Genomic DNA, 24,467 nt, shown 5'->3' on the forward strand with positions numbered 1-24,467 from the left:
GGTAACGTGAGCCACATGCCTGAACCCGCCGACGCGCCCGTGATCCTCAGCGACGAGCCGGGCTCGTTCCCCTGGAGCGTGCTGGCCGAGCGGCATCCGGCCCTCGTCCGGAAGGTCCGGGACGCCTTCCCCTACGGCCCCGAGCAGCACCGCGCGCTCGACGCCCTGCTGAAGAACGCCACCGAGGGAGTCATCGAACCGCTCGGCGAGCGGGCCGCGGACCGTGAACAGTGGGAGCGGTGGGGCGCCGCGGAGTACTTCGGCCGCTCCTGGTTCGATGTGCCCTTCCTCTGGTCCGAGAGCTACTTCTACCGTCAACTCCTCGAAGCCGTCGGCTACTTCACCCCCGGCCCCTGGAAGGGCATCGACCCCTTCCGCCCCTTCAAGGTCGCGGAGCTCAGCACCCCGGAGGCGGACGAGGAGCTCGCCGCGCTCGACCCGCTGGCCGAGCGGCCGGTCGAGGAGCGGGAGGAGGCCCTGCTGCACGGCTCACTGTGGGGCAACCGCGCGGACCTCGGCTTCCGTCTCGCCGCCGCGGACGGGGAATCGGACGTCGACGCCCAACTGGTCGCCAACGACAGCGAGTTGCTGCGGTCCCTGTTCGCGGGCGGCACCCTCTGCCTGGTCGCGGACAACTCCGGCCGGGAACTCATCCCCGATCTGCTCCTGATCGACCATCTGCTCCACCACCGCCGCGTCGGGCGGGCGCTCCTGCACGTGAAGCCGTACCCGTATTACGTCTCGGACGCCACGACCGCCGACGTGGTCGACGCCCTGCGCCACCTCACCGGCGCGAAGGGGGCGGCGGCCGAGTCCGGCCACCGGCTGTGGGCGGCCATGGCCGACGGTCGCCTCACCGTCCGGGCCCACCCCTTCTCCTGTGCACCGCTGCCGTACGTCGACATGCCCGACGACCTGCGCCGTGAGTTCGCCGAGGCCGACGTGACCCTCGTGAAGGGCGACCTGAACTACCGTCGCCTGGTCGGCGACCGGCGCTACCCCGCCACCACCCCCTTCGCGGAGCCCACCGCGTACTTCCCGGGCCCGGTCGCCGCCCTGCGCACCCTCAAGTCCGATGTGACCGTGGGCCTGGACGCCCGCACGGAGGCCGCCCTCGACGCGGCCGAGGGCGGGCGCTGGCGTACGAGCGGCACACACGCCCTGATCCAGGTGCGGGCCTGAGAGCCAAGCGGCCACCAGCCGTGCGGCGCGATCACCTTGTGGGCGCCGCCGTGCACTTCACTTGCCTCGAAAAGGGGTAAATTCACGCGATGGTGTGATCATGTCCTGCCCGGCGGATGCCCCCGGAGGGCCCTGGGTAGGGCCCGGCCATGACGCAGCCGTTCGAACTCCCGCACTTCTACATGCCGTATCCCGCGCGGCTTAACCCGCACCTCGACGAGGCGCGCGCCCACACGGTCGAATGGGCCCGCGGGATGGGCATGTTGGAGGGCTCAGGCATCTGGGAGCAGTCCGACCTCGACGCGCACGACTACGGGCTGCTCTGTGCGTACACCCACCCCGACTGCGACGGCCCGGCACTCTCGCTCATCACCGACTGGTACGTGTGGGTCTTCTTCTTCGACGACCACTTCCTGGAGACCTTCAAACGCACCCAGGACCGCGACGGCGGCAAGGCCTACCTGGACCGGCTGCCCCTCTTCATGCCGCTGGACCTCTCGACCCCCGTACCGGAGCCGGAGAATCCGGTCGAGGCGGGGCTCGCCGACCTCTGGGCGCGCACGGTGCCCGCGATGTCGGTGGACTGGCGGGAGCGGTTCGCGGTGTCCACGGAGCACCTGCTCAACGAGTCGATGTGGGAGCTCTCCAACATCAACGAGGGACGGATCGCCAACCCCGTCGAGTACATCGAGATGCGCCGCAAGGTGGGCGGCGCCCCCTGGTCGGCGGGGCTCGTGGAGTACGCGACGGCCGAGGTGCCCGCCTCCGTCGCGGGCACGCGCCCGCTGCGGGTACTGATGGAGACGTTCTCCGACGGGGTCCATCTGCGCAACGACCTGTTCTCCTACCAGCGCGAGGTCGAGGAGGAGGGCGAGCTCAGCAACGGCATCCTCGTCCTGGAGACCTTCTTCGGCTGCACCACCCAGGAGGCCGCCGAGACCGTCAACGACATCCTCACCTCACGCCTGCACCAGTTCGAGCACACGGCCCTCACCGAAGTGCCCGCACTCGCCGCGGAGAAGGGGCTCACCCCGGACCAGGTCGCTGCCGTCGCCGCGTACACCCAGGGCCTCCAGGACTGGCAGTCGGGCGGCCACGAGTGGCACCTGCGCTCCAGCCGCTACATGAACGAGGGGGCGGTGGAGGGCGGTCGGCCGCTCGGCAGCGCCGGGTTCGGCACCTCGGCCGTCGACATCGGCGCCCTGCTCTCCACGGCCGGGGCGCAGCGGCTGCGCAGGTACACCCACGTCCCGTACCAGAAGGTCGGCCCGTCCCTGCTCCCCGACTTCCACATGCCCTTCGAGCTCGCCCTCAGCCCCCACCTGGACGGCGCCCGCGACCGCCTCACCGGCTGGATGCACGAGAAGGGCATGCTCCAGGAGGGCGTTTGGGACGAGGACAAGCTGAGCGCGTACGACCTTCCGCTGTGTGCCGCGGGCATCCACCCGGACGCGACCGAGGAGGCCCTCGACCTCGGCTCGCAGTGGCTGGCCTGGGGGACGTACGGCGACGACTACTACCCGCTGGTCTTCGGACACCGCCGCGACCTGGCGGCGGCCAGGACGACCACCGAACGTCTCTCGGCCTGCATGCCCATCGACGGCGAGCCGACCCCGGTCCCGGCCAACGCCATGGAGCACGGCCTCCTCGACCTGTGGGAGCGCACGGCGGCGAACATGACGCCGGACGAGCGGCGCAGGCTGCGCGGTGACGTGGACAAGATGACGGAGAGCTGGGTGTGGGAGCTGTCGAACCAGCTCCAGCACCGCATCCCCGACCCGGTCGACTACCTGGAGATGCGCCGCGCCACCTTCGGCTCCGACCTCACCCTGAACCTCTGCCGCCTGGGCCACGGCCCCAAGGTCCCGCCCGAGGTGTACCGGAGCGGTCCCGTCCGGTCCTTGGAGAACGCCGCCATCGACTACGCGATGCTGATCAACGACGTGTTCTCGTACCAGAAGGAGATCGAGTACGAGGGTGAGGTCCACAACGCCATCCTCGTCGTGCAGAACTTCTTCGGCTGCGACTACCCGACCGGCCTCGGCATCATCCACGACCTGATGACCCAGCGCATGCAGCAGTTCCAGCACGTCGCCTCCCATGAACTGCCTGTTCTGTACGAGGACTTCAAGCTCTCGCCGGAGGTGCGCGGCATCATGGACGGCTATGTGGCGCAACTCGAGAACTGGCTGTCCGGAATCCTGAACTGGCACCACGACTGCCACCGTTACGGCGCCGAGGACCTGGCCCGCCGCGCCCACGGCTTCCTGCCGGACCGGGCCCCCAGGGTCCCGTTCCCCGGGACGGGGGCCGGGACCGTGCCGGTGCAGGTGCTCAGTCCCCAGGACATGGCGGAGACGGAATCCCCGCCGGACCTCACTCCCCGGACCGCGGCGGGCGCCACCGCGTCGTTCACCCTGCCGAAGGGGGTGGGAGCCGCCGCGGAGTTCAGCCTGCCGAAGGCTGAGGCGGCGTCGGCTCCGCACTGACGCCGGCACCGGGGTCGTCCGCACCGGTGTCCGCGTGGATGTCCGTACGGGTGTCCGTACGGATGTCGGTCGTCCCGGCGAGGTGCCGTTCCACGTTCGCCCTGGCCGTCCCGGAGAGTCTCGCCAGGAGCTCCCCGGCGGCCACGGTGACGGCCCGGTCCTCGTCGGCGAGCGCCGTGTCGGTGACTGCGGTCCGGGCGAGCGCGTAGTGCTCCTCGACGATGTACGCGCCCAGGTTGGCGCGCTGCCAGTGCCCCAGCGAGCTGTCGCCGGCGCCGCCGTCCGGTTCGGTGCACAGCGGGTCGCCGCGCGGGGCCGCCGCGGCCGTGGCGGACAGACTTCTCGAACGTGTTTGACAGTCTCACTCGTTCGTGAATCGTCCTGCACAGGAGCGCAGGGTAGAGCAACAGCCGGGGGGCGGACTGTAGAGCATCTGCCGGAGGCGAACCATGGAACAGGCCGCACTGCGTCCCAAGCCGATGCCCGGTCAGGATCCGGGCGGTGACGGGAGTCGGACCGGCACCGGCAAGCGCCCGCACGCCGCGCGACGGCGTGGCCGGCGGCTGATGTCCCTGCTCTTCGGTCTCCTCGTCGCGACCGTGCTGGTCCTGTCGGGTGTCGGACTCGGGACCGTCGGTGCCACGGTGATCGGTATGAGCAGGCTGGCGGACCTCCAGAAGCGGGTGGGGGCGGTGCAGGGACCGTCCGGCCGGGCGTCCCGGCCCGGTCAGGCCTCCGGCGCGACGCAGGCCGGTGTCATCAAGTCGGCGCCCGGCGGCGGGAGTCCGGTCGCTTCGACGGCACCGGAGCCCGCGCCCGGGAAGGCCACGCTCGGCATCGAGGCGGTCGACGCCCCCCAGGGCGGGGGCGCGCTCGTCGTCGGTGTGCACATCCCCGGCCCCGGCTACGCCGGGGGCTTGGTCCGCGGTGACACCCTGATCGCCTTCGCCGGGACACGGCTCGGCTCGGCCGCCGACCTCGCGCGGGTGGTCTCGGCCGCGGACCCCGGGACGACGGTCACGCTCGACGTGCGCCACGCGAACGGCAACCACCAGCAACTGTCCACGGTCCCGGGCATCGTGACCTGACGCCGACGAGTCGGTCAGGCGGTCCTGAAGTGGCTGGTCAGCCGCCCGTCGTCGGCCAGTACATGAAAGGCGAAGCCAGGGGGCGCGTCCCGGTCGGCGGCCCCCTCGCCCTCCCAGGGCAGCCGCAGCGTCCAGGTCACCCCGGGACCGACGACGAGCGGCCGCCCGGCGAAGGCGGTCGCGGCGGGTGTGTGCGCGTGCCCGGTGATCAGCCCGACGACCTCGGGCCTGCGCTCCAACAGCGCGGCCAGGGAAGCCGGTCGGCGCAGCTGGTAGGCGTCCGGGAGGGGATGGTGCAGCGCCACCGGTGGATGGTGGAAGGCGAGCAAGGCCGGAACGGTCCCGTCCAGTTCGTCGAGCGTCGTCTCGATCCAGGCGTACGTCTCCTCGTCCAGCTCTCCTTCGTCCTGGCCCGGAATGCTGGAGTCGCACATCAGGACGGCGGCGTCGTCGAAGACGTGGACGCTGTTGACCGGCCCCTCGGACGCGGGCTGCCCGAGCAGCGCCTTGCGGTAGGGCGCGCGGCTGTCGTGGTTGCCCGGGCAGGTGAGGACGGGGAAAGGGGTCTCCCCGTCGCGCAGCCCGAACAGACGCGCCGCCTCCTCGTACTCCGCCTCCGTGCCGTGGTCCGCGATGTCGCCGGTCACCAGCAGGGCGTCCACCCGCCCCGGCAGCTCCCACAGCCGGTCCCGCACCCGCTCGGCCCGCTCCGTCGCACGCCGGGTGCCGTCGAGATGCAGATCGCTGATGTGTGCCAGTACGAGCATGGCCTGGGCCCCCTCTGGAAGTTAATGGAACATCCGCATACAACCATTAGTGCTAATGGATTGGCAATGCTCAACCGTTAGTTGAGCTCCCGGACCGACGCCATGGCCGCAACCGGCTCGCGTCCGCATCGGCGAACGGGCAGGATGCTGCCCGTAGCCCCTGGGGAAACTCCGGACAGACGGAGGCATGGATGACCGGCACGCCCGCGCCCTTCACCGCCGGTGACCCCGCGCCCTTCACCGCCGGTGACTACGAGGCCCGTATGCGGCGCGCGACCGAGGCCGCCGCGGACGCGGGACTCGACGGCGTCCTGATCGCCCCCGGGCCCGATCTGCTGTGGCTGACCGGCTACCGGCCCGTGGAGACCGAACGCCTCACCCTGCTGGTGCTCAGGGCCGGGCAGGACCCCGTGCTGGTCGTGCCGACCCTGGAGGCCCCGGACGCGGCAGCGGCGGCACCCATGCTGACCCTGCGCGACTGGACCGACGGCAAGGACCCGTACGCGGCGGCCGCGTCCCTGGTCGGGAGCGAGGGCCGCTTCGGCGTCAGCGACAACTCCTGGGCCCTGCATCTGCTCGGCCTCCAGCGGCAGCTGCCGAACACGCGATACGTGGCCCTCACCGAGGCCCTGCCGATGCTGCGGGCGGTCAAGGACGCGGCGGAGGTGGCGCGGTTGGCGGAGGCCGGGGCGGCCGCGGACGCCGCGTACGAGGAGATCCGGAAGGTGCCCTTCGCGGGGCGCGGGGAGGCCGACGTCGCCGCCGACCTCGCCGAGCTGCTGCGGCATTTCGGGCACTCCCAGGTCGACTTCACCATCGTCGCCTCGGGCCCGAACGGCGCCAACCCGCACCACGAGGCGGGCGAGCGCGTCATCGAGCGCGGCGACATGGTCGTCCTCGACTTCGGCGGTCTCAAGCACGGCTACGGCTCCGACACCTCCCGCACGGTCCACGTCGGCGAGCCGGACCTCGAGGAGCGCCGGGTGCACGACGTCGTGCGCGCCGCGCAGGAGGCGGGCGTCGCGGCGGTCCGGCCGGGGGCCGCCTGCCAGGACGTCGACCGGGCGGCCCGCGCCGTCATCACCGAGGCGGGGTACGGCGAGTACTTCATCCACCGCACCGGGCACGGCATCGGCGTCACCACCCACGAACCGCCGTACATGATCGAGGGCGAGGAACTGCCCCTCGTGCCCGGGATGTGCTTCTCCGTGGAGCCCGGTATCTATCTGCCCGGCCGCTTCGGGGTACGCATCGAGGACATCGTGACGGTGACCGAGGAGGGCGGATGGCGCCTCAACACCACGTCCCGCGAGATGGCGATCGTCGACTGACCGGCCACCAGGAGTACTCCCCTGGGCCTCCCGGCAGTCCAAGGCCCCCGACGGCAACGGCGCGACCATGACCCAGGCACCGACACCGACCGCGGACACCGTCCGCCGACTGGTCCGTTCGCTGCTCGCCGACAGCGAGGCGGCGGCCGCGGGCCCCGACGTCCGGCCCGTCACCGAGAGCGGTGAGCACTCCACCTGGTGGGTCGGCACCCGTCATGTGCTGCGGCTCGCCCCGGACCGCGAGACCGCCGTGCGCCGGCGCCGCGAGCTGCGGCTGCGCGACCTGGTCCGCCCGCTCGTCGGGGTCGCGGTGCCCACCAGCGTCGCGCACGGCGACTGGGCGGGCGGCCTGACCTACACCCTGGACACCCGGCTTCCCGGCCGCTCGGGCGAGGCGCAGGACGTCTCCGCGGTCGGGGAGGCGGACCTCGCGGGACTGCTCACGGGGCTGCGCGAGGTGCCCGTACGGCAGGCCGAGGCGCTCGGGGTGCCACGGGCCGCGCCCCGCTCCCTGGAGGAGCTGCGGACGGCCGCGGAGCGGGCCGCCGAGGGGCTCGCCGCCGCCGACGAGTTCGACCCCGGACGCCTCGCCCAGCTCACCCGTCCCGCCGCCGGTCAGCTGGCCGCGCAGACCGCGGCCGCCGTCCTCGTCCACCACGCCCTCAACGGCGATCACCTGGTGGTGAGCGCCGACGGGCGGGTGCGCGGCGTCCTGGGCTGGGCCGACGCGGTCCTCGGGGACCCCGCCGAGGACATCGCCGGGCTCGCGATCGCCGTCGGCGCCCCCGCCGCCGTACGCGCCGCCACCCTCGCCGACTACGGGGCCCGCCCCTGTCTGCGCGGCCTGTGGCTGTCCCGCTGCGACACGGTGATCAGCCTCGCCGAGCGCCTGCGGGGCCGCGGCGAAGGCACGCTCCCGCTGCTGCGGACCCAACTGGGGCGGGCCTGGGAGCCGATCCTCCTCGAACGGGTCACGGAACTGCCGGGCGACGACTGAGTCCGACCGCGCGAAGCCGACAGACGCTCACGCCTGCGTCAGCACCACACACGACTCGCCGGGCACGCTCCACAACCCGTGCGCGTCCGGTGCCTCGACCGGTTCCCACGCGGCCAGCACGCGCGCGTGGCGCAGCCCCAGCGGGATCGCGGCGGCCTCCTTGCCGAGGTTGACCGCCACCCGCACGTCCCCGCGCCGCAGGGCCAGCCAGCGGGCCTGGTCGTCGTGGGCGACCTTGACGGCGGCGAGATCGGGGTCCGCGAGGTCGGGCTGACGCCCGCGCAGGGCGATCAGGTCGCGGTACCAGGCCAGCACACGCGCGTGGAGTGCCTTTTCGGGTTCCGACCAGTCCAGGCAGGAGCGGTCGCGGGTCGCCGGGTCCTGCGGGTCGGGGACGTCCTCCTCGGCCCAGCCGTGGGCCGCGAACTCCCGCCGCCTGCCCCGCCGTACGGCCTCAGCGAGCTCGGGATCGGTGTGGTCGGTGAAGAACTGCCAAGGGGTGCCCGCCGCCCACTCCTCGCCCATGAACAGCATCGGGGTGAAGGGCCCGGTGAGCGTCAGCGCGGCCGCGCAGGCCAGCAGGCCGGGGGAGAGCGACGCCGAAAGCCGGTCCCCCTGGGCACGGTTGCCGATCTGGTCGTGGGTCTGGGAGTAGCCGAGCAGCCGGTGCGCCGAGACGCGCGTACGCTCCAGGGGGCGGCCGTGGTGGCGGCCGCGGAAGCTCGAGTACGTACCGTCGTGGAAGAAGCCGGACGTCAGCGTCTTCGCGAGCGCCGCGAACGGGGACCGCGCGAAGTCCGCGTAGTAGGCCTGCCCCTCACCGGTCAGCGCGGTGTGCAGCGCGTGGTGGAAGTCGTCGTTCCACTGCGCGTGCAGTCCAAGACCGCCCTCCGCGCGCGCGGTGACGAGCCGCGGGTCGTTCAGATCCGACTCCGCGATCAGGAACAGCGGCCGGCCCAGGTCGTCGGCGAGGGCGTCCACGGCCGTCGACAACTCCTCCAGGAAGTGCACCGCGCGCGTGTCCCGCAACGCGTGTACCGCGTCCAGGCGCAGCCCGTCCAGCCGGAAGTCCCGCAGCCAGGCCAGGGCACTGTCGACGAGATACGCGCGCACCTCGTCCGAACCCGGCGCGTCCAGGTTCACCGCGGAGCCCCAGGGCGTCTGATGGGTGTCCGTGAAGTACGGCCCGAACGCGGGGAGGTGGTTCCCGGACGGGCCGAGGTGATTGTGCACGACGTCGAGGACCACACCCAGGCCGAGTTCGTGCGCCCGGTCGACAAAACGCTTCAGCGCCTCCGGGCCCCCGTACGGCTCGTGCACGGCCCACAGGGAGACCCCCTCGTACCCCCAGCCGTGCCGCCCGGGGAACGGACACAGCGGCATCAACTCGACGTGGGTGACGCCCAGTTCAGCGAGGTGCTCCAGCCGTCCGGCGGCCGCGTCGAGCGTTCCCTCGGGGGTGTACGTCCCCACGTGCAACTCGTAGAGGACCGCGCCCGGCAGCGGGCGCCCCGCCCACTCGGTGCGCCACGCGTACCGGGCCTGGTCGACCACCGCGCTCAGTCCGTCCGGGCCGTCCGGCTGTCGCCGCGAACGAGGATCGGGCAGCGCGGGGCCGTCGTCCACCGCGAACCCGTACCGCGTGCCGTCCTGCGCGTCCGCGTCGCCCGTCCACCATCCGGCGCGCTCCGGATCGCGCTCCAGCGCGCGCGTGGCGCCCGCGCAGTGGAGCGTCATCCGGTCGGCCTCCGGTGCCCACACCTCGAACCGCACAGACGGTTCCCCCTTGTCCGCTCTCCGTTGCCCGTTGCCTGCTGTCCGTAGTCCGCTCTTCGTGACAGAGCGCGACGTGTGACGCAACATGTCGTGACGTAGCACGTCCATGGTGCTTCACACGAGATCAATTCGCTTTCGAATCCACCCTTTTGCCGTGTGTTTGCCACGTGATGGACGCGTGGAACCCACCTGTCGGCGGCAGCGGCCTTTTCCGGGTCTTCTGGACACCCCGCTCCTACTGACCGACAATCACCTCCGTGACGTCGTCTTTCGAGTTCCACACGTACCCCGCGCGGCTGTCCGACGCGGAGCGCGACCGGGCGCTGAAGGCGCTCAGTGACGGCGTCGCCCTCGGGCGCCTCTCGCACGACACGTTCGTCCGCCGGATGGAACTGGCGCTCGCCGCCCGCCGCTCCGACGAACTCGCCGTGCTCATCGCCGACCTGCCCACCGAGAGTCGCTGGTCGAAACTGGTGTTCGGCACCGTCGAGGCGGTCTCCGGCTTCACCGTACGGCTGCGCAGGGCCTGGCAGGCCGAGCGGCTCCCCAAACTGCTGCTGCCCCACCCGGGCAACAACTACCCCCTGCGGATCGGCCGCGACCCCGCGAGCGGACTGCGGCTCAACCATGAGACGGTCTCCCGCGTCCACGCCGAACTGAGCCGCCAGGGCGGCCTGTGGGTGCTGCGCGACCTCGGCTCGACCAACGGGACGACCGTCAACGGACGGCGGGTGATCAGCGCCGCCGTCGTCAAAGAAGGCGACCAGATCAGCTTCGGACGCATGTCCTTCCGCCTCTCGTGCTCCTGACCGACCGACCCGCACTCGCATGAGCCTTGGCCTCGGTTTCACTCAGCGATTTCCTTGAATTCCCTTACGTTCGACGGTGTTGACGTACCTCCACAGCCGTGACTGACTGTGCGTACACCATGTACATCAGGTGAATCGACGGCACCACATTTGTGGAGGTGTGCCCTGCCGCCCCTCCTCCGCTACCCGACCGTGGACGAGCTGGGCGCCCGTGCGGCCGCGCTCGTCGCCCGTCGGCCGCGCGACGCCCGACTGCGCCGCGTGGGAACGTCACGGGCGGGCACCCCGCTGTGGCTGCTGTCCGTCGGACACGGCGGCCGCCAGGCCCTCGTCGTCGCCGGACCCCACGCCAACGAACCCGTGGGCGGTGCCACGGCCCTGCGCCTGGCCGAACGGGCGCTCGCCGACCCCCGGCTCCGCGAGGGCGCCGACGCCACCTGGAACCTGCTGCTCTGTCTCGATCCCGACGGCGCCCGCCGCAACGAGGCCTGGCTGTCCGGCCCGTACACCCTCGGCCACTACTTCCGGAGCTTCTTTCGCCCCGGCTTCCTCGAACAGCCCGAGTGGCTGCCCGAGGGCGCGGCGGGCGCCACCCTCCCCGAGACCCGCGCCCTCCTCGACCTCCAGGACGAACTGCGGCCGGTCTTCCAGTGCTCTCTGCACGGCGTCGACGTCGGCGGCGCCTTCGTCGAACTGACCCGCGAACTGCCCGGACTCGCCCAGCGCGTCGCCCACACCGCGGCCCGCCTCGGCATCCCGCGTGAACTCGGGCCCTACGACACCCTGTACTGGCCGAGGCTCGGCCCCGCCGTCTACCGCATCCCGCCGCCGCACCCCGGCGACCTGGCCGCCGCCATCACCGAGGCCGCCGTCGAGTCCACCTGGTTCCATCCGCACCGCTACGGCACCGTCACCGCCGTCGTCGAGGCCCCCATGTGGGGCGTGGCGGCCGTGGAGGACGCCACCCGGCCCGCCGACGCCGACGCGGTGCTGCGCTCCGTCAGCCACACACTGCGCCACGACACACGGCTCCTGGAAGGCATCCTCGGGCGGATCCGCCCCGGCCTCGATAATTCCCCGGACGCGGCCTGCCTCCTCGCCCCCATCGACGACTATTTACTCGTCGGCCCCGGTCTCGCGGACTCCTGGGACCCCGACATGCACGACGTCGGCGCGCGCCCCCTGCCGCCGCTCGACACGGCCCGCCTGACCGCCCTGCGCCTCGCCGGACGCCGCGTCGCCCTGCGCACGGCCGGGCTGATGCACCAGCTCGTGACCGGCTCCGGGCGCGACCCGAGCGGGGCGCTGCCGGAGCTCGACCGGCTGATCGACGCATGGTGCGCCGACTACCGCGAGGGCTGTGGCGCGCGCTGGATCCCGGTCGCCCGCCAGGTCGAGTACCAGGCGCGCGTGGTGATCGCCGCGTTCGAACTCGCCGCGCGGTACGCGCCCTTGCGCTCCCATTCGGGTGAGGCGGGGTGGGGTTCGCAGGCCGCGCTGCCGATGCACCGGGAATGACGAGAAACATCCACGCGGTACGCCACGCGCTCCTCGCGACCGTCGCGCTGCTCACCCTGGGCGCGACCCCGGCCCAGGCGACGTCCCACCAGGCGTTCCCCGGCAACTGGCTCTACCTCACCCTCACCACCGGCGACACCCACGCCAGCAGCATCCGCGGCACGCTCCTGCTCTGCGACCCGCCCCAGGGCCACGCCCGCGCGGCCGAGGCCTGCGCCGAACTCGCCACCGCCGGGGGAGACATCTCCCGGATCCTGACCAGGCCCGACACCATCTGCTCGATGATCTACGGCCCGGTCACCGCCTCCGCGCGCGGGGAGTGGGAGGGGCGGCAGGTGACGTACTCGCACACATTCTCGAACTCGTGTGTGATGGGGGCTGAGACGGGGGCGGTGTTTGCGTGGTCGGGCTGAGGTGACGTCGGATGAATGACAGATGACGATATCTGTCATCCGGTATCCGTCATCCGTCGGACGTGATCCGTCATCTGTCATCTGTCATCCGTCAGACGTCAAGCCGCGCCGTCCCGCGCATGCAGCGCCGCCGCGACCACCGTGCGGGACTGGTGCTCGACCTGGTGCTCCAGGGGAACCCAACGGGCCCGGAAGCGTTCGGCGAAGGCGTCGCTCCATGCGGCGACCAGGCGCTCGAGGCGCGGCGCCGCCCGGTCGTCGGCCTCCTGGAGGACCCGCAGCAGCATCGCGGCGGCCCGCAAAGGGAGCCGGCGCCCGAACGCGTCGACACTGCCGACGTACGCCATCGTCGGGTCGGGAGGCGGCGTCCGCACCCAGTCGTGGGCCAGGCCCGGCACCAGCTCCAGTGCCCACTTCGCGGCGCGCAGGAGAGGCCCGTCGGGGCCGGGGAGCCTCGGCAGGACTTCCGTGAGAACCGTCTGCACCTGGAGCGCGTCGCGCAGCAGCCGGTGTGCCAGGCGTCGCATCGCCGCATCCGGTGCGGGATGCGGCGCCGGGTCGTCCACGAGGTCGCTGGCCCACATCGGCACCTCGACGACCGCCGTCAGACCGCCGTACCGGTGGGTGTGGTACCAGGTGCTGTGCCGGGCGTCGTCGGGCATGCTCGGGTACGCCGCGTCCGAGCCCGGCGCCGGCATCACATGCACCCCGGGTCCGGAAGCGGGCCAGCCGGCGGCGTCGGAGGCGCCCGTCTCCACGGGGATGTGCAGTTCCGCCGCGGACTTGGCGAAGGGCTCGGCGAGGCCCGGGATGTCCTTGGTCAGCTGCACCCAGCTGCCGCCGAGGTCGGTGCCGTGCAGGGTCACCTGGAGGTAGGGCCGCAGCTCGTCGATGACCCGGGTGAGGGCGCGGGTCTCCGGGGGCAGCCGGTCGGGCGGCAGGACGGAGGGCGACCACTCGGGCTGCTCGGGGCCGGCCGGACGGAAGAACCCGAGGTGGTAGTCGAACAGCGTGCGCGGGGCCGGTGTCACATGCAGGCTCGCGCCGTCCGGGTCCGCGCAGAGGAGGAAGTGCCAGGAGGTGTCGGCCCGCAACTCCCGCTCGTGCAGTACACGTTCGGCCAGGGCCTGGAGCGTCGAACCGCCGGTCGGCTCGTTCGCGTGGGCGCCCGCCACGACGAGGACCGCGCGCTCGGCGTGACCGACGGACAGCAGATGGAGGGGCCTGCCCGCGCGCGAGACGCCGATCTGTCTGAGGGCGCACAGCCCGGGACGGTGAGCCGCCAACGTCCGAGCGGACGAGACGATTTCGGTCACACTGGGGTAGCGCAACTCCGGCAGGAGACTCACCCCCGACTTGTCCGCCCTGCGTCGCTTTCCGCAGTACTCCACGGTCTGGGGGAACTGTCAAGGAGATGGCGGGGCGGCGCCCAGGAACGCCAGGTGGCATTGATCTCCGCCGGGACGGGCGGGCGGCGCCGGAAGGGGCGTACGCGGCGCAGCTCGTGCAGGTCCGAGGGCCGGGGGCCGACCTCGGGAGTCCCGGCGCGGCCCGCTCGTAGTCGCCCACCCCACACGCCGTCTGTCCGTCCGGTGCGAGCCCTGGGAGCGTGCGCGGTCGCGAGCCGGTCCCAGGGTCGAGCCTCGGTGTCACCCGTACGGGCGTACGAGGACTGCGGTCGGGGGGCCGTGGTGGTCCGCTGGGAACAACCACGTGCCGCTCCCCGGCGCGCAGACCCGAGGTGGGAGGCCCGCGGTGTTGTGTCCTCATGGCCTTCCCGCAGAAGGCGCGTCGATCGCGCTCATCGCCCCCGTCGCCCCGCTCGCGACCTCGACACGACCGCCCGTGGTACGACGGCTGCCCGACCCCCCGAGCCTGCTCACCCCCGGCATCGAACGCGATCCGTACCCCCTGTACCGCACCCTGCGCCAGAAGTTCCCGCTCGTGTACGACCGGCCGTTCGGCGCGTGGCTGGTCAGCCGGTACGCCGATGTACGCGCCGCCCTCGCCGACCCCCGGCTCGTCGCCCCGCCGCCCGGACGCACCCTGGCCCACCTGGAGGGCGGCACGCACAGCGCGCACCGGGCGCTCGTCTCACCGGCGTTCCGCGGACACGCCCTGACCGCGCTGACGGCCGGCGTCGAACGGACGGCGTACGTCCTCGCCCGCCGCCTCGCCGACCGCCAGGAGGCCGACCTCGTCGCCGAGTTCTGCCACTGGCTGCCCACCGCGGCGGCCGTCGCCGCGCTCGGGCTGCCGTACGAGGACACCGCGCGCGTGCACGCCTGGTGCCGCACCGGCCTCGACCACCTCGGCGGCCACCACCCCGAGCTCGACGCCTTCCTGCTCCCGTACATCGCCCGTCGGCGCGCCGACCCGGGCGACGATCTGCTCTCGGCGCTGTGCACGGCGCGGGCGGACGGGCGCCCGCTGGCCGACGAGGCCGTGGCGGGGATCGCCGGGACGCTCCTCGGCGCGGGCGGCGAGGCGACCGCGCACGCGCTGGCGTCGTTCCTCGCCAACCTCCTCGACCACCCCGGCCAGCTGGCGCTGGTCCGCGCCCGCCCAGAGCTGACGGCCGGGGCCTGGGCCGAGTCGCTGCGCCGCGATCCCCCGCTGCACATCGTGCTGCGCCGGGCCGTCGAGCCGGTCGGCGCGGTACCCGTGGGCGCCACCGTGGCGTGTCTGCTGGGCGCCGCGGGCCGCGACCCGGACCGGTTCGCCGACCCGGACCGCTACGACGTCTTCCGGCCCGACCCCGGCCAGCTCGCGTACGGCTCCGGACGGCACTTCTGCCCCGGCGCGCTGCTCGCCCGGCTCACCGCGGAACACGGCCTGCGCGCCCTGTTCGCCGCCCTCCCGGAGCTGCGCAGATCCCCGGGCTTCCACCCTGTCGCGGACGGCCTGATCAGCCGATCTCCCCGGAGTCTGCTGGTCCGTCTGCGCTGACCCGCTCCAGAAGGACCACCGGCAACCGCTCGAAAAGCTCCGCCACACGTGTGTGCCCCGTGAACTCCCGCTCCGGGGTGAGCACGTCCGTCCATCGTCCCTCCGGGAGCGCGAGCCTGGTGTCGCGCCAGCCGCCCGCCTCCGCCAGGCGCAGCGAAAGCCGGGTGACGGCGGAAATCACCTCCCCGGAGCGGACGAACGCCGTGCAGTGCGTGGCGCCCGGCCCCTCCGCCGCCAGCGGCACGTACGTCGCCGCGTCGCCGAAGACCTCGGGGCGCCGCCCGCGCAGCCGCAGCGCCGCCGTGGTGAGCGCGGCCTTCGCCGAAGCCTGTTCCAGGGGCGCGAACGGCTCCCGGTTGTCCGGGTCCACCAGCGCCAGGTACTCGCCCTCGGTGCCCTGGTAGACGTCGGGCACCCCGGGCATCGTCAGCTGGACCAGAGCGGCCCCCAGGACGTTCGCCCGGACGTGCGGGGCGAGCGAGGCCCGGAAGTCCGCCACGCGCCGCCCGGGCGGCCCGCAGGGGCCCGCCGCGACGAAGGACGCCACCGACTCCTCGTACGCGGGGTTCTGCTCGGTCCAGGAGGTGTGCAGCCCTGCTTCCCGGACGTGTTTGAGCAGTGCCCCCTGGACGCGTTCCGCGTCGGCCGGACCCAGCCCGAACACCGTCTGCCACGCGGCCCACGCCGGCTGGGGGTCGGGTACGCCCGTCCCCTCGCGGGTCACCTCCGCCAGCACGTCCGCCCATCGCTCGGGGCACTGGGTGAGCACCGAGAGGGCGGCGCGGACATCGGCGCTGCGTTTGGTGTCGTGGGTGGACAGGGCGGTGCCGGTGGCGGGCCAGTCGCGCTGCACGCGCGCGCAGTAGGCGTGGAAGTCCTCCGGGGACACGGCCGGAGCGCCCGGGTTCCCGCCCACCTCGTTGGCCGACAGCAGGGGCACATAGCGGTAGAACGCGGTGTCCTCCACGGACTTCGCCCGCAGCGCGGACGAGGTCTGCGCGAACCGCGCCCGGAACTCCGCGTGCTCGGGCCCGTCACCGGCCCGCCCGAGCAGCAGGTCCCGCACGACGTCCACGGCGTGCGCCTCCTCCGGCACCGTGAAGACCGCCCGGGCCTCTTCGGCGGCCTCCTCCGTCACGACCAGGGAGGCGTCCGTGGACGGATACGGCCGGTACACCTCGACGCGCACCAGGAGCTCCCGCAGCGCGGTGCCCAGGGCCCACGGGGCGTGGTCGCGCGGTTCCGGGTCGGGGGAGGCGGCGCACAGCCGGTTCGCCACGCGCGTGAGGCGGTCGAACTCCGTGGCCAGCTCGTGCGTGATCACCTTGTACGCCGCCCGGCGCACCGTCGCCTCCCAGCTGCCGCCCCGATCGGCCTGGGGGGCCGCGAACCGCCGGTACTGGCCGAGGAGTTCCCCCGCGCCCGCCGGGTCCGTGAAGAGACCGTCGACGTGCCGCAGGGCGTCGTAGCCCGTGGTGCCCGCGACGGGCCAGGCGGCGGGCAGCGGCTCGCCGTCCGCGAGGATCTTCTCGACCACCGTCCAGCGCCCGCCGGTCGCCTCGTGGAGGCGACGCAGATAGACGTCGGGGTCCGCGAGGCCGTCCGGGTGGTCGATGCGCAGTCCCTCGACCACACCCTCGTCCAGCAGCTCCAGGATCTTCGCGTGGGTCGCCGTGAACACCTCCGGGTCCTCGACGCGCACTCCGATGAGCTCGGAAATGCTGAAGAAGCGGCGGTAGTTGAGGTCGGTGCGGGCCAGTCGCCACCAGGCCGGGCGGTACCACTGGGCGTCGAGGAGTTCCGGCAGCGGCATTCCCGCGGTGCCCTCGCGCAGCGGAAACACGTGGTCGTAGTAGCGCAGTACGTCGCCGTCCACCTTCAGGTGGCCGATTTCCGCGCCGAGCCGGCCCCCGAGCACCGGCAGCAGCAGTCGGCCGCCCCCGGCGTCCCAGTCGATGTCGAACCAGCGCGCGTACGGCGACTCGGGGCCCTCGCGCAGCACCTCCCACAGGGCGTGGTTGTGGCGCGGGGCCATCGCCATGTGGTTCGGCACGATGTCCACGACCAGGCCGAGCCCGTGTTCCCGTGCCGTGCGGGCGAGGGAGCGCAGCCCCTCCTCGCCGCCCAGTTCATCCCGTACACGCGCGTGGTCCACCACGTCGTAGCCGTGCGTCGAGCCCGGGACCGACTCCAGGACGGGGGACAGGTGCAGATGGGAGACGCCGAGCGAGGCCAGGTACGGCACGGCGGCCTCGGCGGCCCCGAAGGGGAAATCCGGCTGCAGCTGCAGCCGGTAGGTGGCGGTGGGCGCAGCGGGTACCACCGGGGCCGGGATCTCCCGTTCGGGACGCTCAGGTGTCATGGAAACCTACGTACCCGCCTCGCCCCCTTTCGTGTCATCGACGTACGTCCGAATGACCGGCTACGCGGGCCGTTGCAGCACGGTCAGGCTCCGGTCGAGCAGGGTCAGCCGGTCGCCGGCCTGGACCTTCGCGCCCGTGCCCGCCGCCACCCCGTCCGGGAGGGCCGTGTCGACGACCACCTGCCACTGTCGCCCGTGGTTGACCGGAACCACGAACTCCAGGGGCTTGGGAGAGGCGTTGAACATCAGCAGGAAGGAGTCGTCGGCGATGTGCTCACCGCGCGGGCCCGGCTCGGAGATCGCGTTGCCGTTGAGGAAGACCGACAGCGCCTGCGCCTGTGTGGAGCCCCAGTCGCGCTGGGTCATCTCGGTACCCGCCGGGGTGAACCACGCGATGTCGGACAGCTCGTCGTGGGTGCCCTGGACGGGTCGGCCGTGGAAGAACCGGCGCCGCCGGAAGACCGGGTGGTCGCGGCGCAGCCACACCATCGCGCGCGTGAAGTCCAGCAGCTCGCCGTCGTCCTCGGGCCACGGCACCCAGGCCAGCTCGCTGTCCTGGCAGTAGGCGTTGTTGTTGCCGTTCTGGGTGCGCGCGAACTCGTCGCCGTGGCTGAGCATCGGCACGCCCTGGGAGAGCATCAGCGTCGCGATGAAGTTGCGCTTCTGACGGGCCCGCAGCGCGAGTACGGCCGCGTCGTCGGTGTCGCCCTCGGCGCCGCAGTTCCAGGACCGGTTGTGGCTCTCGCCGTCGCGGTTGTCCTCGCCGTTGTCCTGGTTGTGCTTGTTGTTGTAGGAGACGAGGTCGTTGAGCGTGAACCCGTCGTGGCAGGTGACGAAGTTGATGGAGGCCAGCGGACGGCGGCCGTCGTCCTGGTAGAGGTCGGAGGAGCCGGTCAGCCGGGAGGCGAACTCCGCCAGCGTGCGCGGCTCGCCGCGCCACAGATCCCGTACGGTGTCACGGTACTTGCCGTTCCACTCGGTCCACAGTGGCGGGAAGTTGCCCACCTGGTAGCCGCCCTCGCCGACGTCCCAGGGCTCGGCGATCAGCTTCACCTGGGAGACCACCGGATCCTGCTGGACCAGGTCGAAGAACGACGACAGCCGGTCCACCTCGTGGAACTGGCGGGCCAGCGTGGCCGCGAGGTCGAAGCGGAAGCCGTCGACGTGCATCTCGGTGACCCAGTAGCGCAGCGAGTCCATGATCAGCTGGAGCACGTGCGGGGAACGCATGAGGAGCGAGTTGCCGGTCCCCGTGGTGTCCATGTAGTAGCGGGGGTCGTCCGCGAGGCGGTAGTACGAGGCGTTGTCGAGGCCCCTGAAGGACAGCGTCGGACCCAGATGGTTGCCCTCGGCGGTGTGGTTGTAGACCACGTCCAGGATGACCTCGATCCCGGCCTCGTGCAGCGCCCGGACCGCCGACTTGAACTCCAGGACCTGCTGGCCGCGGTCGCCCCAGGACGCGTAGGTGTTGTGCGGGGCGAAGAAGCCGATCGTGTTGTAGCCCCAGTAGTTGTTGAGGCCCATCTCCACCAGCCGGTGGTCGTTCACGAACTGGTGTACGGGCATCAGCTCCAGCGCCGTGACACCCAGCGCCGTCAGGTGTTCGATGATCGCCGGGTGGGCGAGCGCCGCGTAGGTGCCGCGCAGTTCCTCGGGCAGCGCCGGGTGCCGCATCGTCAGGCCCTTCACGTGGGCCTCGTAGATCACCGTGTGGTGGTACTCGGTGCGCGGGCGCCGGTCGTCGCCCCAGTCGAAGTACGGGTTGACCACGACCGAGGTCATGGTGTGCGGCGCCGAGTCCAGGTCGTTGCGCTTGTCGGGCGCGCCGAACGGATAGCCGTACACCTCCTCGCCCCACTTGATCGAGCCGCTGATCGCACGCGCGTACGGATCCAGCAGCAGCTTCGCGGAGTTGACACGCTGTCCGCGCTCGGGCGCGTACCGTCCGTGCACCCGGAACCCGTACCGCTGCCCGGGCATGATCCCCGGCAGATACGCGTGCCGTACGAACGCGTCGCTCTCGCGCAGTTCCACCGCCGTCTCCGAGCCGTCGTCCTGGAGCAGACACAGCTCGATCCGGTCGGCGGCCTCCGAGAAGACCGCGAAATTGGTACCGGCGCCGTCGTACGTGGCACCGAGTGGATATGCCTCTCCAGGCCAGACCTGCATGGATATGACTCTTCCAGTAGTGCCGCGCCCCTGGGGGCAACTCGGAGTCGAGTCTCCCCGAAACTGAGGGAACCTCCTATGACTTATGTCCCTCTTACCCGCTGACCAGGCATACGTCGTATGCCGAACCAGTGGGGCTCAGATCACTCCCGGAGAAACAGAGGGAGTAGAGGGGGAAATGTGCGCAAGACAGTGCACCGCCATCTGGGAAAGGTGGTGGCGGGTGCGGCCGTCGCGGTGGCCGGGACGGCCGTGATGGTCGGGATCACCCTTCCGGGCTCGGCGGGGGCCGATGAGAGCTCGGGCGGCCTGCGCGGCGGCAACCAGGCCGCACAGCAGGCGGGGCAGGGACAGGGGCAGACGGCCGTCGAGCCCGGTGTCGTCGAGCGGGCCCCGGCCGAGGGCGACAAGGGCACCGGCCGTGACCCGCTGACCGACGACGAGACCAAGCGGGTCGAACAGATCGCGCTGAACCGGCAGTTGTTGACCTCCGGCGAGAACGTCGAGGGGCAGCGCGGCCCGCAGCGCATCGGTGTCGACCTCGCCGACCCGGAGGAGAACGAACTCGACGACCCGAACGCGCCGCGCCGCGCGGACGTCACGTTCTACGACTACAAGGACGACACGCTCGTCACCAAGACGGTCAACCTCGGCAGTGGGAAGGTCGAGCGGACGGACACCCAGCACGGTGTCCAGCCGCCCATCAGCCGCGACGAGATGGTCGAGGCCGCGAAACTGCTGATCGCCGACCCGCTCGGCGCGGGCCTGCGGGCCGACTACAAGGACGCCACCGGCAAGGAACTCACCTCGCCCGACCAGCTGACGCTCAACAGCATGGTCTACCGGGCGACCTCGGGCGCTCAGCCCGCCCTGCTCGCGAAGTGCGGCGAGCACCGCTGCGTGAGGCTGTTCCCGAAGGTCAGGAACGGGTCCTGGATTGATGCCCGTCAACTGGTGATCGATCTGAGCGCCCGCAAGGTCGGCAAGCTCGGCTGAGCCGCGGCCGACGTGCTCCCGGCGGCTGAGCCGCCTGGGTTCACTTTTCCCACTCACCTCCTTCTTTCGCATGCTTTCGCAAGGAGTCTCTTCGTCATGCGCGTGAACAGAATCAGTCGTGCCCGCAGCCGGACGGCGGTCGGTCTCTCGGTGGCCGCACTCGCCGTCGGCGCGACGACGGCCGCGGGTCCGGCCGTCGCCCAGCCCAAGGCCGCGCCCGCGGCGGCCCCCGGCTGCAGCACGGCGTACAAGATCGAGCAGAAGCTCTCCACCGGCACCACCTGGCGCATGTGCTGGCACTACGAGAGCGAGGCCGGGCTCGTCCTGGAGAACATCTCGTACCAGCCCAAAGGCGAGGCCCAGCCGATCAAGGTCCTCACCAGTGCCAAGCTCGGCCAGATCCACGTCCCCTACGACGACGGCAAGGCCGAGTACGACGACCTCACGGGCGCCGGCTTCGGCCAGGGCCTGATGAAGATGGCGCCCGGCGAGTGTCCCGGCGGCACCATCAAGACCGTGAAGATCCCCAACGCCTGGGACCCGCAGCACCCGAACGTCAACGGCCTGTGCACCACCACCCGTTCGCGCGGCCACGCCTACCGCATGGAGGCCGACACGGGCAACAAGGTCTACCAGACCCAGGGCAAGGACCTGCTGATCTACACCGCCAACAAGGTCGGCTGGTACGAGTACATCACCGAGTGGCGCTTCCAGGACGACGGCACCATCAACATGAACATCGGTGCCACCGGCAGCCTCTCGCCCGGCGACTACGACGCGGGCGACGGCCGCGGCTGGCCCATCGGCAACGGCGCCAAGGCCTACGCCACCAGCCACAGCCACAACGTCTTCTGGCGGCTGGACTTCGGGCTCGACGGCTCCTCCAAGAACAAGGTCGAGCAGTACGACTCCGTCGTCAGCCCGCCCCGCAACGGCAACGAGGGCCCGACCAACAAGACCACCCGCACCAAGGTCACCAAGGAACTCGCGGGCGACGCCGCGAACATGCGCTGGTGGCGCGTCGTCAGCGACACGGGCAAGAACAAGGACAACCACGCCCGCAGCTACGAGATCGTCCCGGGCGCCACCACCAAGTACCTCGGCCGCCCCTTCACCAAGCACGACGTGTATTTCACCGAGTACAAGAAGTGCGAGCAGTTCGCCACCGACAACCTGCTCAACTGCGGCGCCGGAGCGGGCAAGTCCGTCGACAAGTACGTCAATGGACAGACGCTCACCCACCCCATCGTGTGGGTCAACGTGGGCTTCCACCACATAGCGCGCGACGAGGACCAGCAGCCGATGCCGGTCCACTGGCAGGGCTTCTCCCTTGCTCCGCGCGACGTCACCGCTATGAATCCGCTCACTCCGCCGGAGCTCGCCAACCAGAACGGGCATGTGGAAAACGGTAGTTGAGAAACGACCTGTCCATCGGGCTGCACCGCCCGCCGCTCCCGGAGTACCCTTCCTTGATCGTTGAGTGGGGCTGACCCACGGAAGAGCTCGGGGGAGCGGAAGGCGGTGCGCGGGTGGGCTCGGGAGGGCTGGAGTTGCCTCCTGGTGACGAGGGTCACGAGGGGAACTCCACAGATGTCCCACCCGGCGCGGTGTCCCTGGCACGGCCGATGGAGATGGGATCCATTGGACCGGAACTGGACTGGGGCGCCGACGCCTGGCGTGAGGTGCGTACGCGCGCCCAGCGAGCCGGCCGTGCCTACATCTGGCTGAACCTGGTCGAACAGCGGCTGCGCGCGGTCGTGGCCGCTGTTCTGCGTCCCATCTACGAGCCCGTCCACGGCGACGACTGGGTGGTCGCCGCTGCCGGACCCGCCGGGCAGGAGTGGGTGCAGCGTGCGGTCGCCGTGCGCGAAGTCAGCCGCCGCAAGGGCTACTTGCTCGACCCGGCAGACGACAACGTGCTCAGCTTCCTCACCCTGCCGCAGCTGCGCGAGCTGATGGTGCAGCACTGGCCGTGCTTCGAGCCATACTTCGACGAGCGCCGGGACGTCGAACTCGCGCTGGACGAACTGGAAGTCACCCGGAACGTGGTCTCCCGCAACCGGGCCCTGTCCGAGGCGGTCCTGGGACAGGCCGAGCGCGCCGCGGCCAAGCTCCTGGAGATCCTCGGTGCCGGCAGCGACGTGCCCTCCGCGCGCCGACTGCCCGTCGACGCCGTCGAGGACCTGGTCGGCGACCGGTACGCGGACGTGGTCGGCGTGCACTCCGACCGGGTGCGACTGCTGCGCCAGTTCCCCGCCGAGGATCTCTTCGGCGGCGCCCGCCGCCTCGACGCCATCGGCATCGGTCTGAACCTGCTGGTGCAGAACTTCTCCGGGCGGCGGCTCGTACGCCTCGCCGAGACGGGCTGCCGGGTGCGGCTGCTCTTCCTGAACCCGGCATCCAGCGCGGTCAAGCGGCGCGAGCGCGAACTCGGACTCAAGCGGGGCGAGTTGAGCCGGGCCGTGGAGATGAACATCCTGCACATGCGGCGGGTGCGGGCCCGGCTGCGCGACCCCGGCGCGTTCGAGATCCAGGTGTACGACGAGACGCCGCGCTTCACGGCGTACCTCGTCGACGGGGACGGCTCCGACGGCATCGCGATCGTGCAGTCGTATCTGCGCCGCGCCCGCGGCATGGAGGCGCCGGTGCTGGTGCTGCGCGGTGGCGGCCGGGTGGTCAAACCGGACGAGATCGGCGAAGAGGGTCTCTTTCCGACATACCGCGAGGAGTTCGAGGTGGCTTGGGCGGATTCGCGTCCGGTGTCCTGAAGTGTTGCCTCGACCGGGGTCGTGGCGTGGTGTCCGGCGCGGGAAGCGGAGCGCGGTCCTCGGACTGTCAGTGGCTCGTGCGATCGTGGAGACCACTGGGGGAAAGCACCACGAAGAAGGGGGGCCGCCCATGGGCTGGCACCGGGAGCTGCTGATCGGCTTCGACCTGGAGACGACCGGGACCGATCCGCGCGAGGCGCGCATCGTCACGGGTGCCGTGATCGAGGTCAAGGACGGAGAGCCGATAGGGCGCCGTGAGTGGCTGGCCGATCCGGGCGTGGAGATTCCGGCGGACGCGGTGGCGGTGCACGGGATTTCGAACGAGCGGGCGACAGCGGAGGGCAGGCCCGCCGACCAGGTCGCCGACGCGATCGCCGGCGTCCTCACCGGGTACTGGAAGAGCGGCGTCCCGGTCGTGGCGTACAACGCGGCCTTCGACCTGACCCTGCTCTCCGCCGAACTGCGCAGGTACGGGCTGCCGTCGTTGCGCGAGCGGCTGGGCGGGACCGACCCCGCGCCGGTCGTCGACCCGTACACGATCGACCGCTCCGTCGACCGCTACCGCCGAGGCAAGCGCAACCTCGAAGCGGTCTGCACGGAGTACGGCGTGTCGCTGGACTCCGCCCACGACGCCTCGGCCGACGCCCTCGCCGCGGCCCGGCTCGCCCGTGCGATAGCCGACCGCCACCCGAAGGTCGCGGCCCTCGGCCCGGCGGAGCTGCACCGCCGCCAGATCGAGTGGTACGCCGCGTGGGCGGCCGACTTCCAGAGCTTCCTGCGCCGCAAGGGGGAGACGGACGCGGTGGTCGACGGGGCATGGCCGATGCGGGACCTGGCGGACCAGAAGGTCTAG

Annotated in this window: 18 protein-coding genes; 13 read left to right on the forward strand and 5 right to left on the reverse strand. The window is 71.7% G+C overall.

Annotated features, from left to right (window positions below; all coding sequences use genetic code 11):
• Positions 1-15: 15 nt before the first annotated feature.
• The 3 genes from ACZ7M3_RS26135 to ACZ7M3_RS26145 all read left to right on the forward strand — a co-directional run bounded on the left by ACZ7M3_RS26135 (position 16) and on the right by ACZ7M3_RS26145 (position 4,759).
• Positions 16-1,182: a damage-control phosphatase ARMT1 family protein gene (locus ACZ7M3_RS26135; RefSeq protein WP_472066018.1), complete on the forward strand. Its 1,167-nt coding sequence runs from the start codon at positions 16-18 to the stop codon at positions 1,180-1,182.
• A 149-nt stretch (positions 1,183-1,331) separates the two neighbouring features.
• Positions 1,332-3,671 (forward strand): germacradienol/geosmin synthase Cyc2, encoded by a 2,340-nt coding sequence (cyc2, locus tag ACZ7M3_RS26140; protein WP_472066020.1) that lies wholly within the window; start codon positions 1,332-1,334, stop codon positions 3,669-3,671.
• A gap of 449 nt (positions 3,672-4,120) precedes the next feature.
• Positions 4,121-4,759, forward strand: a complete 639-nt coding sequence (locus tag ACZ7M3_RS26145; protein WP_472066022.1) for a PDZ domain-containing protein — start codon at positions 4,121-4,123, stop codon at positions 4,757-4,759.
• Between the two features lie 14 nt (positions 4,760-4,773).
• Here ACZ7M3_RS26145 and ACZ7M3_RS26150 read toward each other — a convergent pair whose 3' ends face one another.
• Positions 4,774-5,526 carry a phosphodiesterase gene (locus ACZ7M3_RS26150; protein ID WP_472066024.1) on the reverse strand — a complete coding sequence of 251 codons (753 nt, stop codon included), beginning with the start codon at positions 5,524-5,526 and terminating at the stop codon, positions 4,774-4,776.
• 191 nt (positions 5,527-5,717) lie between these two features.
• Here ACZ7M3_RS26150 and ACZ7M3_RS26155 point away from each other — a divergent pair, with 191 nt between their 5' ends.
• Together ACZ7M3_RS26155 and ACZ7M3_RS26160 are read left to right on the forward strand one after the other, a co-directional pair.
• Positions 5,718-6,857: an aminopeptidase P family protein gene (locus ACZ7M3_RS26155; protein WP_472066026.1), complete on the forward strand. Its 1,140-nt coding sequence runs from the start codon at positions 5,718-5,720 to the stop codon at positions 6,855-6,857.
• A gap of 67 nt (positions 6,858-6,924) precedes the next feature.
• The gene (locus ACZ7M3_RS26160; protein ID WP_472066028.1) at positions 6,925-7,854 is read left to right on the forward strand and encodes an aminoglycoside phosphotransferase family protein; all 930 of its coding nucleotides are present in this window, start codon (positions 6,925-6,927) and stop codon (positions 7,852-7,854) included.
• 27 nt (positions 7,855-7,881) lie between these two features.
• Here the strand turns inward: ACZ7M3_RS26160 and treZ are convergent, their stop codons facing one another.
• Positions 7,882-9,627: a malto-oligosyltrehalose trehalohydrolase gene (gene treZ, locus ACZ7M3_RS26165; protein WP_472066030.1), complete on the reverse strand. Its 1,746-nt coding sequence runs from the start codon at positions 9,625-9,627 to the stop codon at positions 7,882-7,884.
• Between the two features lie 260 nt (positions 9,628-9,887).
• On the opposite strand from treZ, the gene ACZ7M3_RS26170 reads away from it, so the two are divergent.
• The 3 genes from ACZ7M3_RS26170 (at position 9,888) to ACZ7M3_RS26180 (ending at position 12,370) form a co-directional block, all read left to right on the forward strand.
• Positions 9,888-10,439, forward strand: coding sequence for an FHA domain-containing protein (locus ACZ7M3_RS26170; protein WP_472066032.1), 552 nt, complete (start codon positions 9,888-9,890; stop codon positions 10,437-10,439).
• Between the two features lie 150 nt (positions 10,440-10,589).
• Complete coding sequence (locus ACZ7M3_RS26175) at positions 10,590-11,957, forward strand: M14 family zinc carboxypeptidase (protein WP_472066034.1); 1,368 nt, start codon at positions 10,590-10,592, stop codon at positions 11,955-11,957.
• Positions 11,954-12,370 (forward strand): SSI family serine proteinase inhibitor, encoded by a 417-nt coding sequence (locus ACZ7M3_RS26180; protein WP_472066036.1) that lies wholly within the window; start codon positions 11,954-11,956, stop codon positions 12,368-12,370. Before ACZ7M3_RS26175 ends, ACZ7M3_RS26180 begins: the two co-directional genes overlap by 4 nt.
• 98 nt (positions 12,371-12,468) lie before the next feature.
• Here the strand turns inward: ACZ7M3_RS26180 and ACZ7M3_RS26185 are convergent, their stop codons facing one another.
• Positions 12,469-13,719 (reverse strand): M14 family zinc carboxypeptidase, encoded by a 1,251-nt coding sequence (locus tag ACZ7M3_RS26185; protein ID WP_261689190.1) that lies wholly within the window; start codon positions 13,717-13,719, stop codon positions 12,469-12,471.
• Positions 13,720-14,125: 406 nt separating this feature from the next.
• Between ACZ7M3_RS26185 and ACZ7M3_RS26190 the strand changes: the two genes are divergently transcribed.
• The gene (locus tag ACZ7M3_RS26190) at positions 14,126-15,319 is read left to right on the forward strand and encodes a cytochrome P450 (protein ID WP_472066038.1); all 1,194 of its coding nucleotides are present in this window, start codon (positions 14,126-14,128) and stop codon (positions 15,317-15,319) included.
• On the opposite strand, the gene treY is transcribed toward ACZ7M3_RS26190, so the two are convergent.
• Together treY and glgX are read right to left on the reverse strand one after the other, a co-directional pair.
• Positions 15,279-17,681, reverse strand: coding sequence for a malto-oligosyltrehalose synthase (gene treY, locus ACZ7M3_RS26195; RefSeq protein WP_472066040.1), 2,403 nt, complete (start codon positions 17,679-17,681; stop codon positions 15,279-15,281). The two genes, ACZ7M3_RS26190 and treY, sit on opposite strands and share 41 nt — an antisense overlap.
• Before the next feature lie 60 nt (positions 17,682-17,741).
• On the reverse strand, positions 17,742-19,850 hold the full coding sequence (gene glgX, locus ACZ7M3_RS26200) for a glycogen debranching protein GlgX (RefSeq protein ID WP_472066042.1): 2,109 nt from the start codon (positions 19,848-19,850) through the stop codon (positions 17,742-17,744).
• A gap of 180 nt (positions 19,851-20,030) precedes the next feature.
• Between glgX and ACZ7M3_RS26205 the strand changes: the two genes are divergently transcribed.
• The 4 genes from ACZ7M3_RS26205 (at position 20,031) to ACZ7M3_RS26220 (ending at position 24,467) form a co-directional block, all read left to right on the forward strand.
• Complete coding sequence (locus tag ACZ7M3_RS26205; protein ID WP_388516525.1) at positions 20,031-20,846, forward strand: Tat pathway signal sequence domain protein; 816 nt, start codon at positions 20,031-20,033, stop codon at positions 20,844-20,846.
• 96 nt (positions 20,847-20,942) lie between these two features.
• Positions 20,943-22,262 (forward strand): copper amine oxidase, encoded by a 1,320-nt coding sequence (locus tag ACZ7M3_RS26210; protein ID WP_472066044.1) that lies wholly within the window; start codon positions 20,943-20,945, stop codon positions 22,260-22,262.
• 113 nt (positions 22,263-22,375) lie between these two features.
• A complete protein-coding gene (locus tag ACZ7M3_RS26215) occupies positions 22,376-23,614 on the forward strand; it encodes an SAV2148 family HEPN domain-containing protein (protein WP_190173009.1) in 1,239 nt (412 codons plus the stop codon).
• A gap of 130 nt (positions 23,615-23,744) precedes the next feature.
• Positions 23,745-24,467, forward strand: a complete 723-nt coding sequence (locus tag ACZ7M3_RS26220; RefSeq protein ID WP_472066046.1) for an exonuclease domain-containing protein — start codon at positions 23,745-23,747, stop codon at positions 24,465-24,467.

Source organism: Streptomyces sp. NPDC111656, assembly GCF_055656965.1.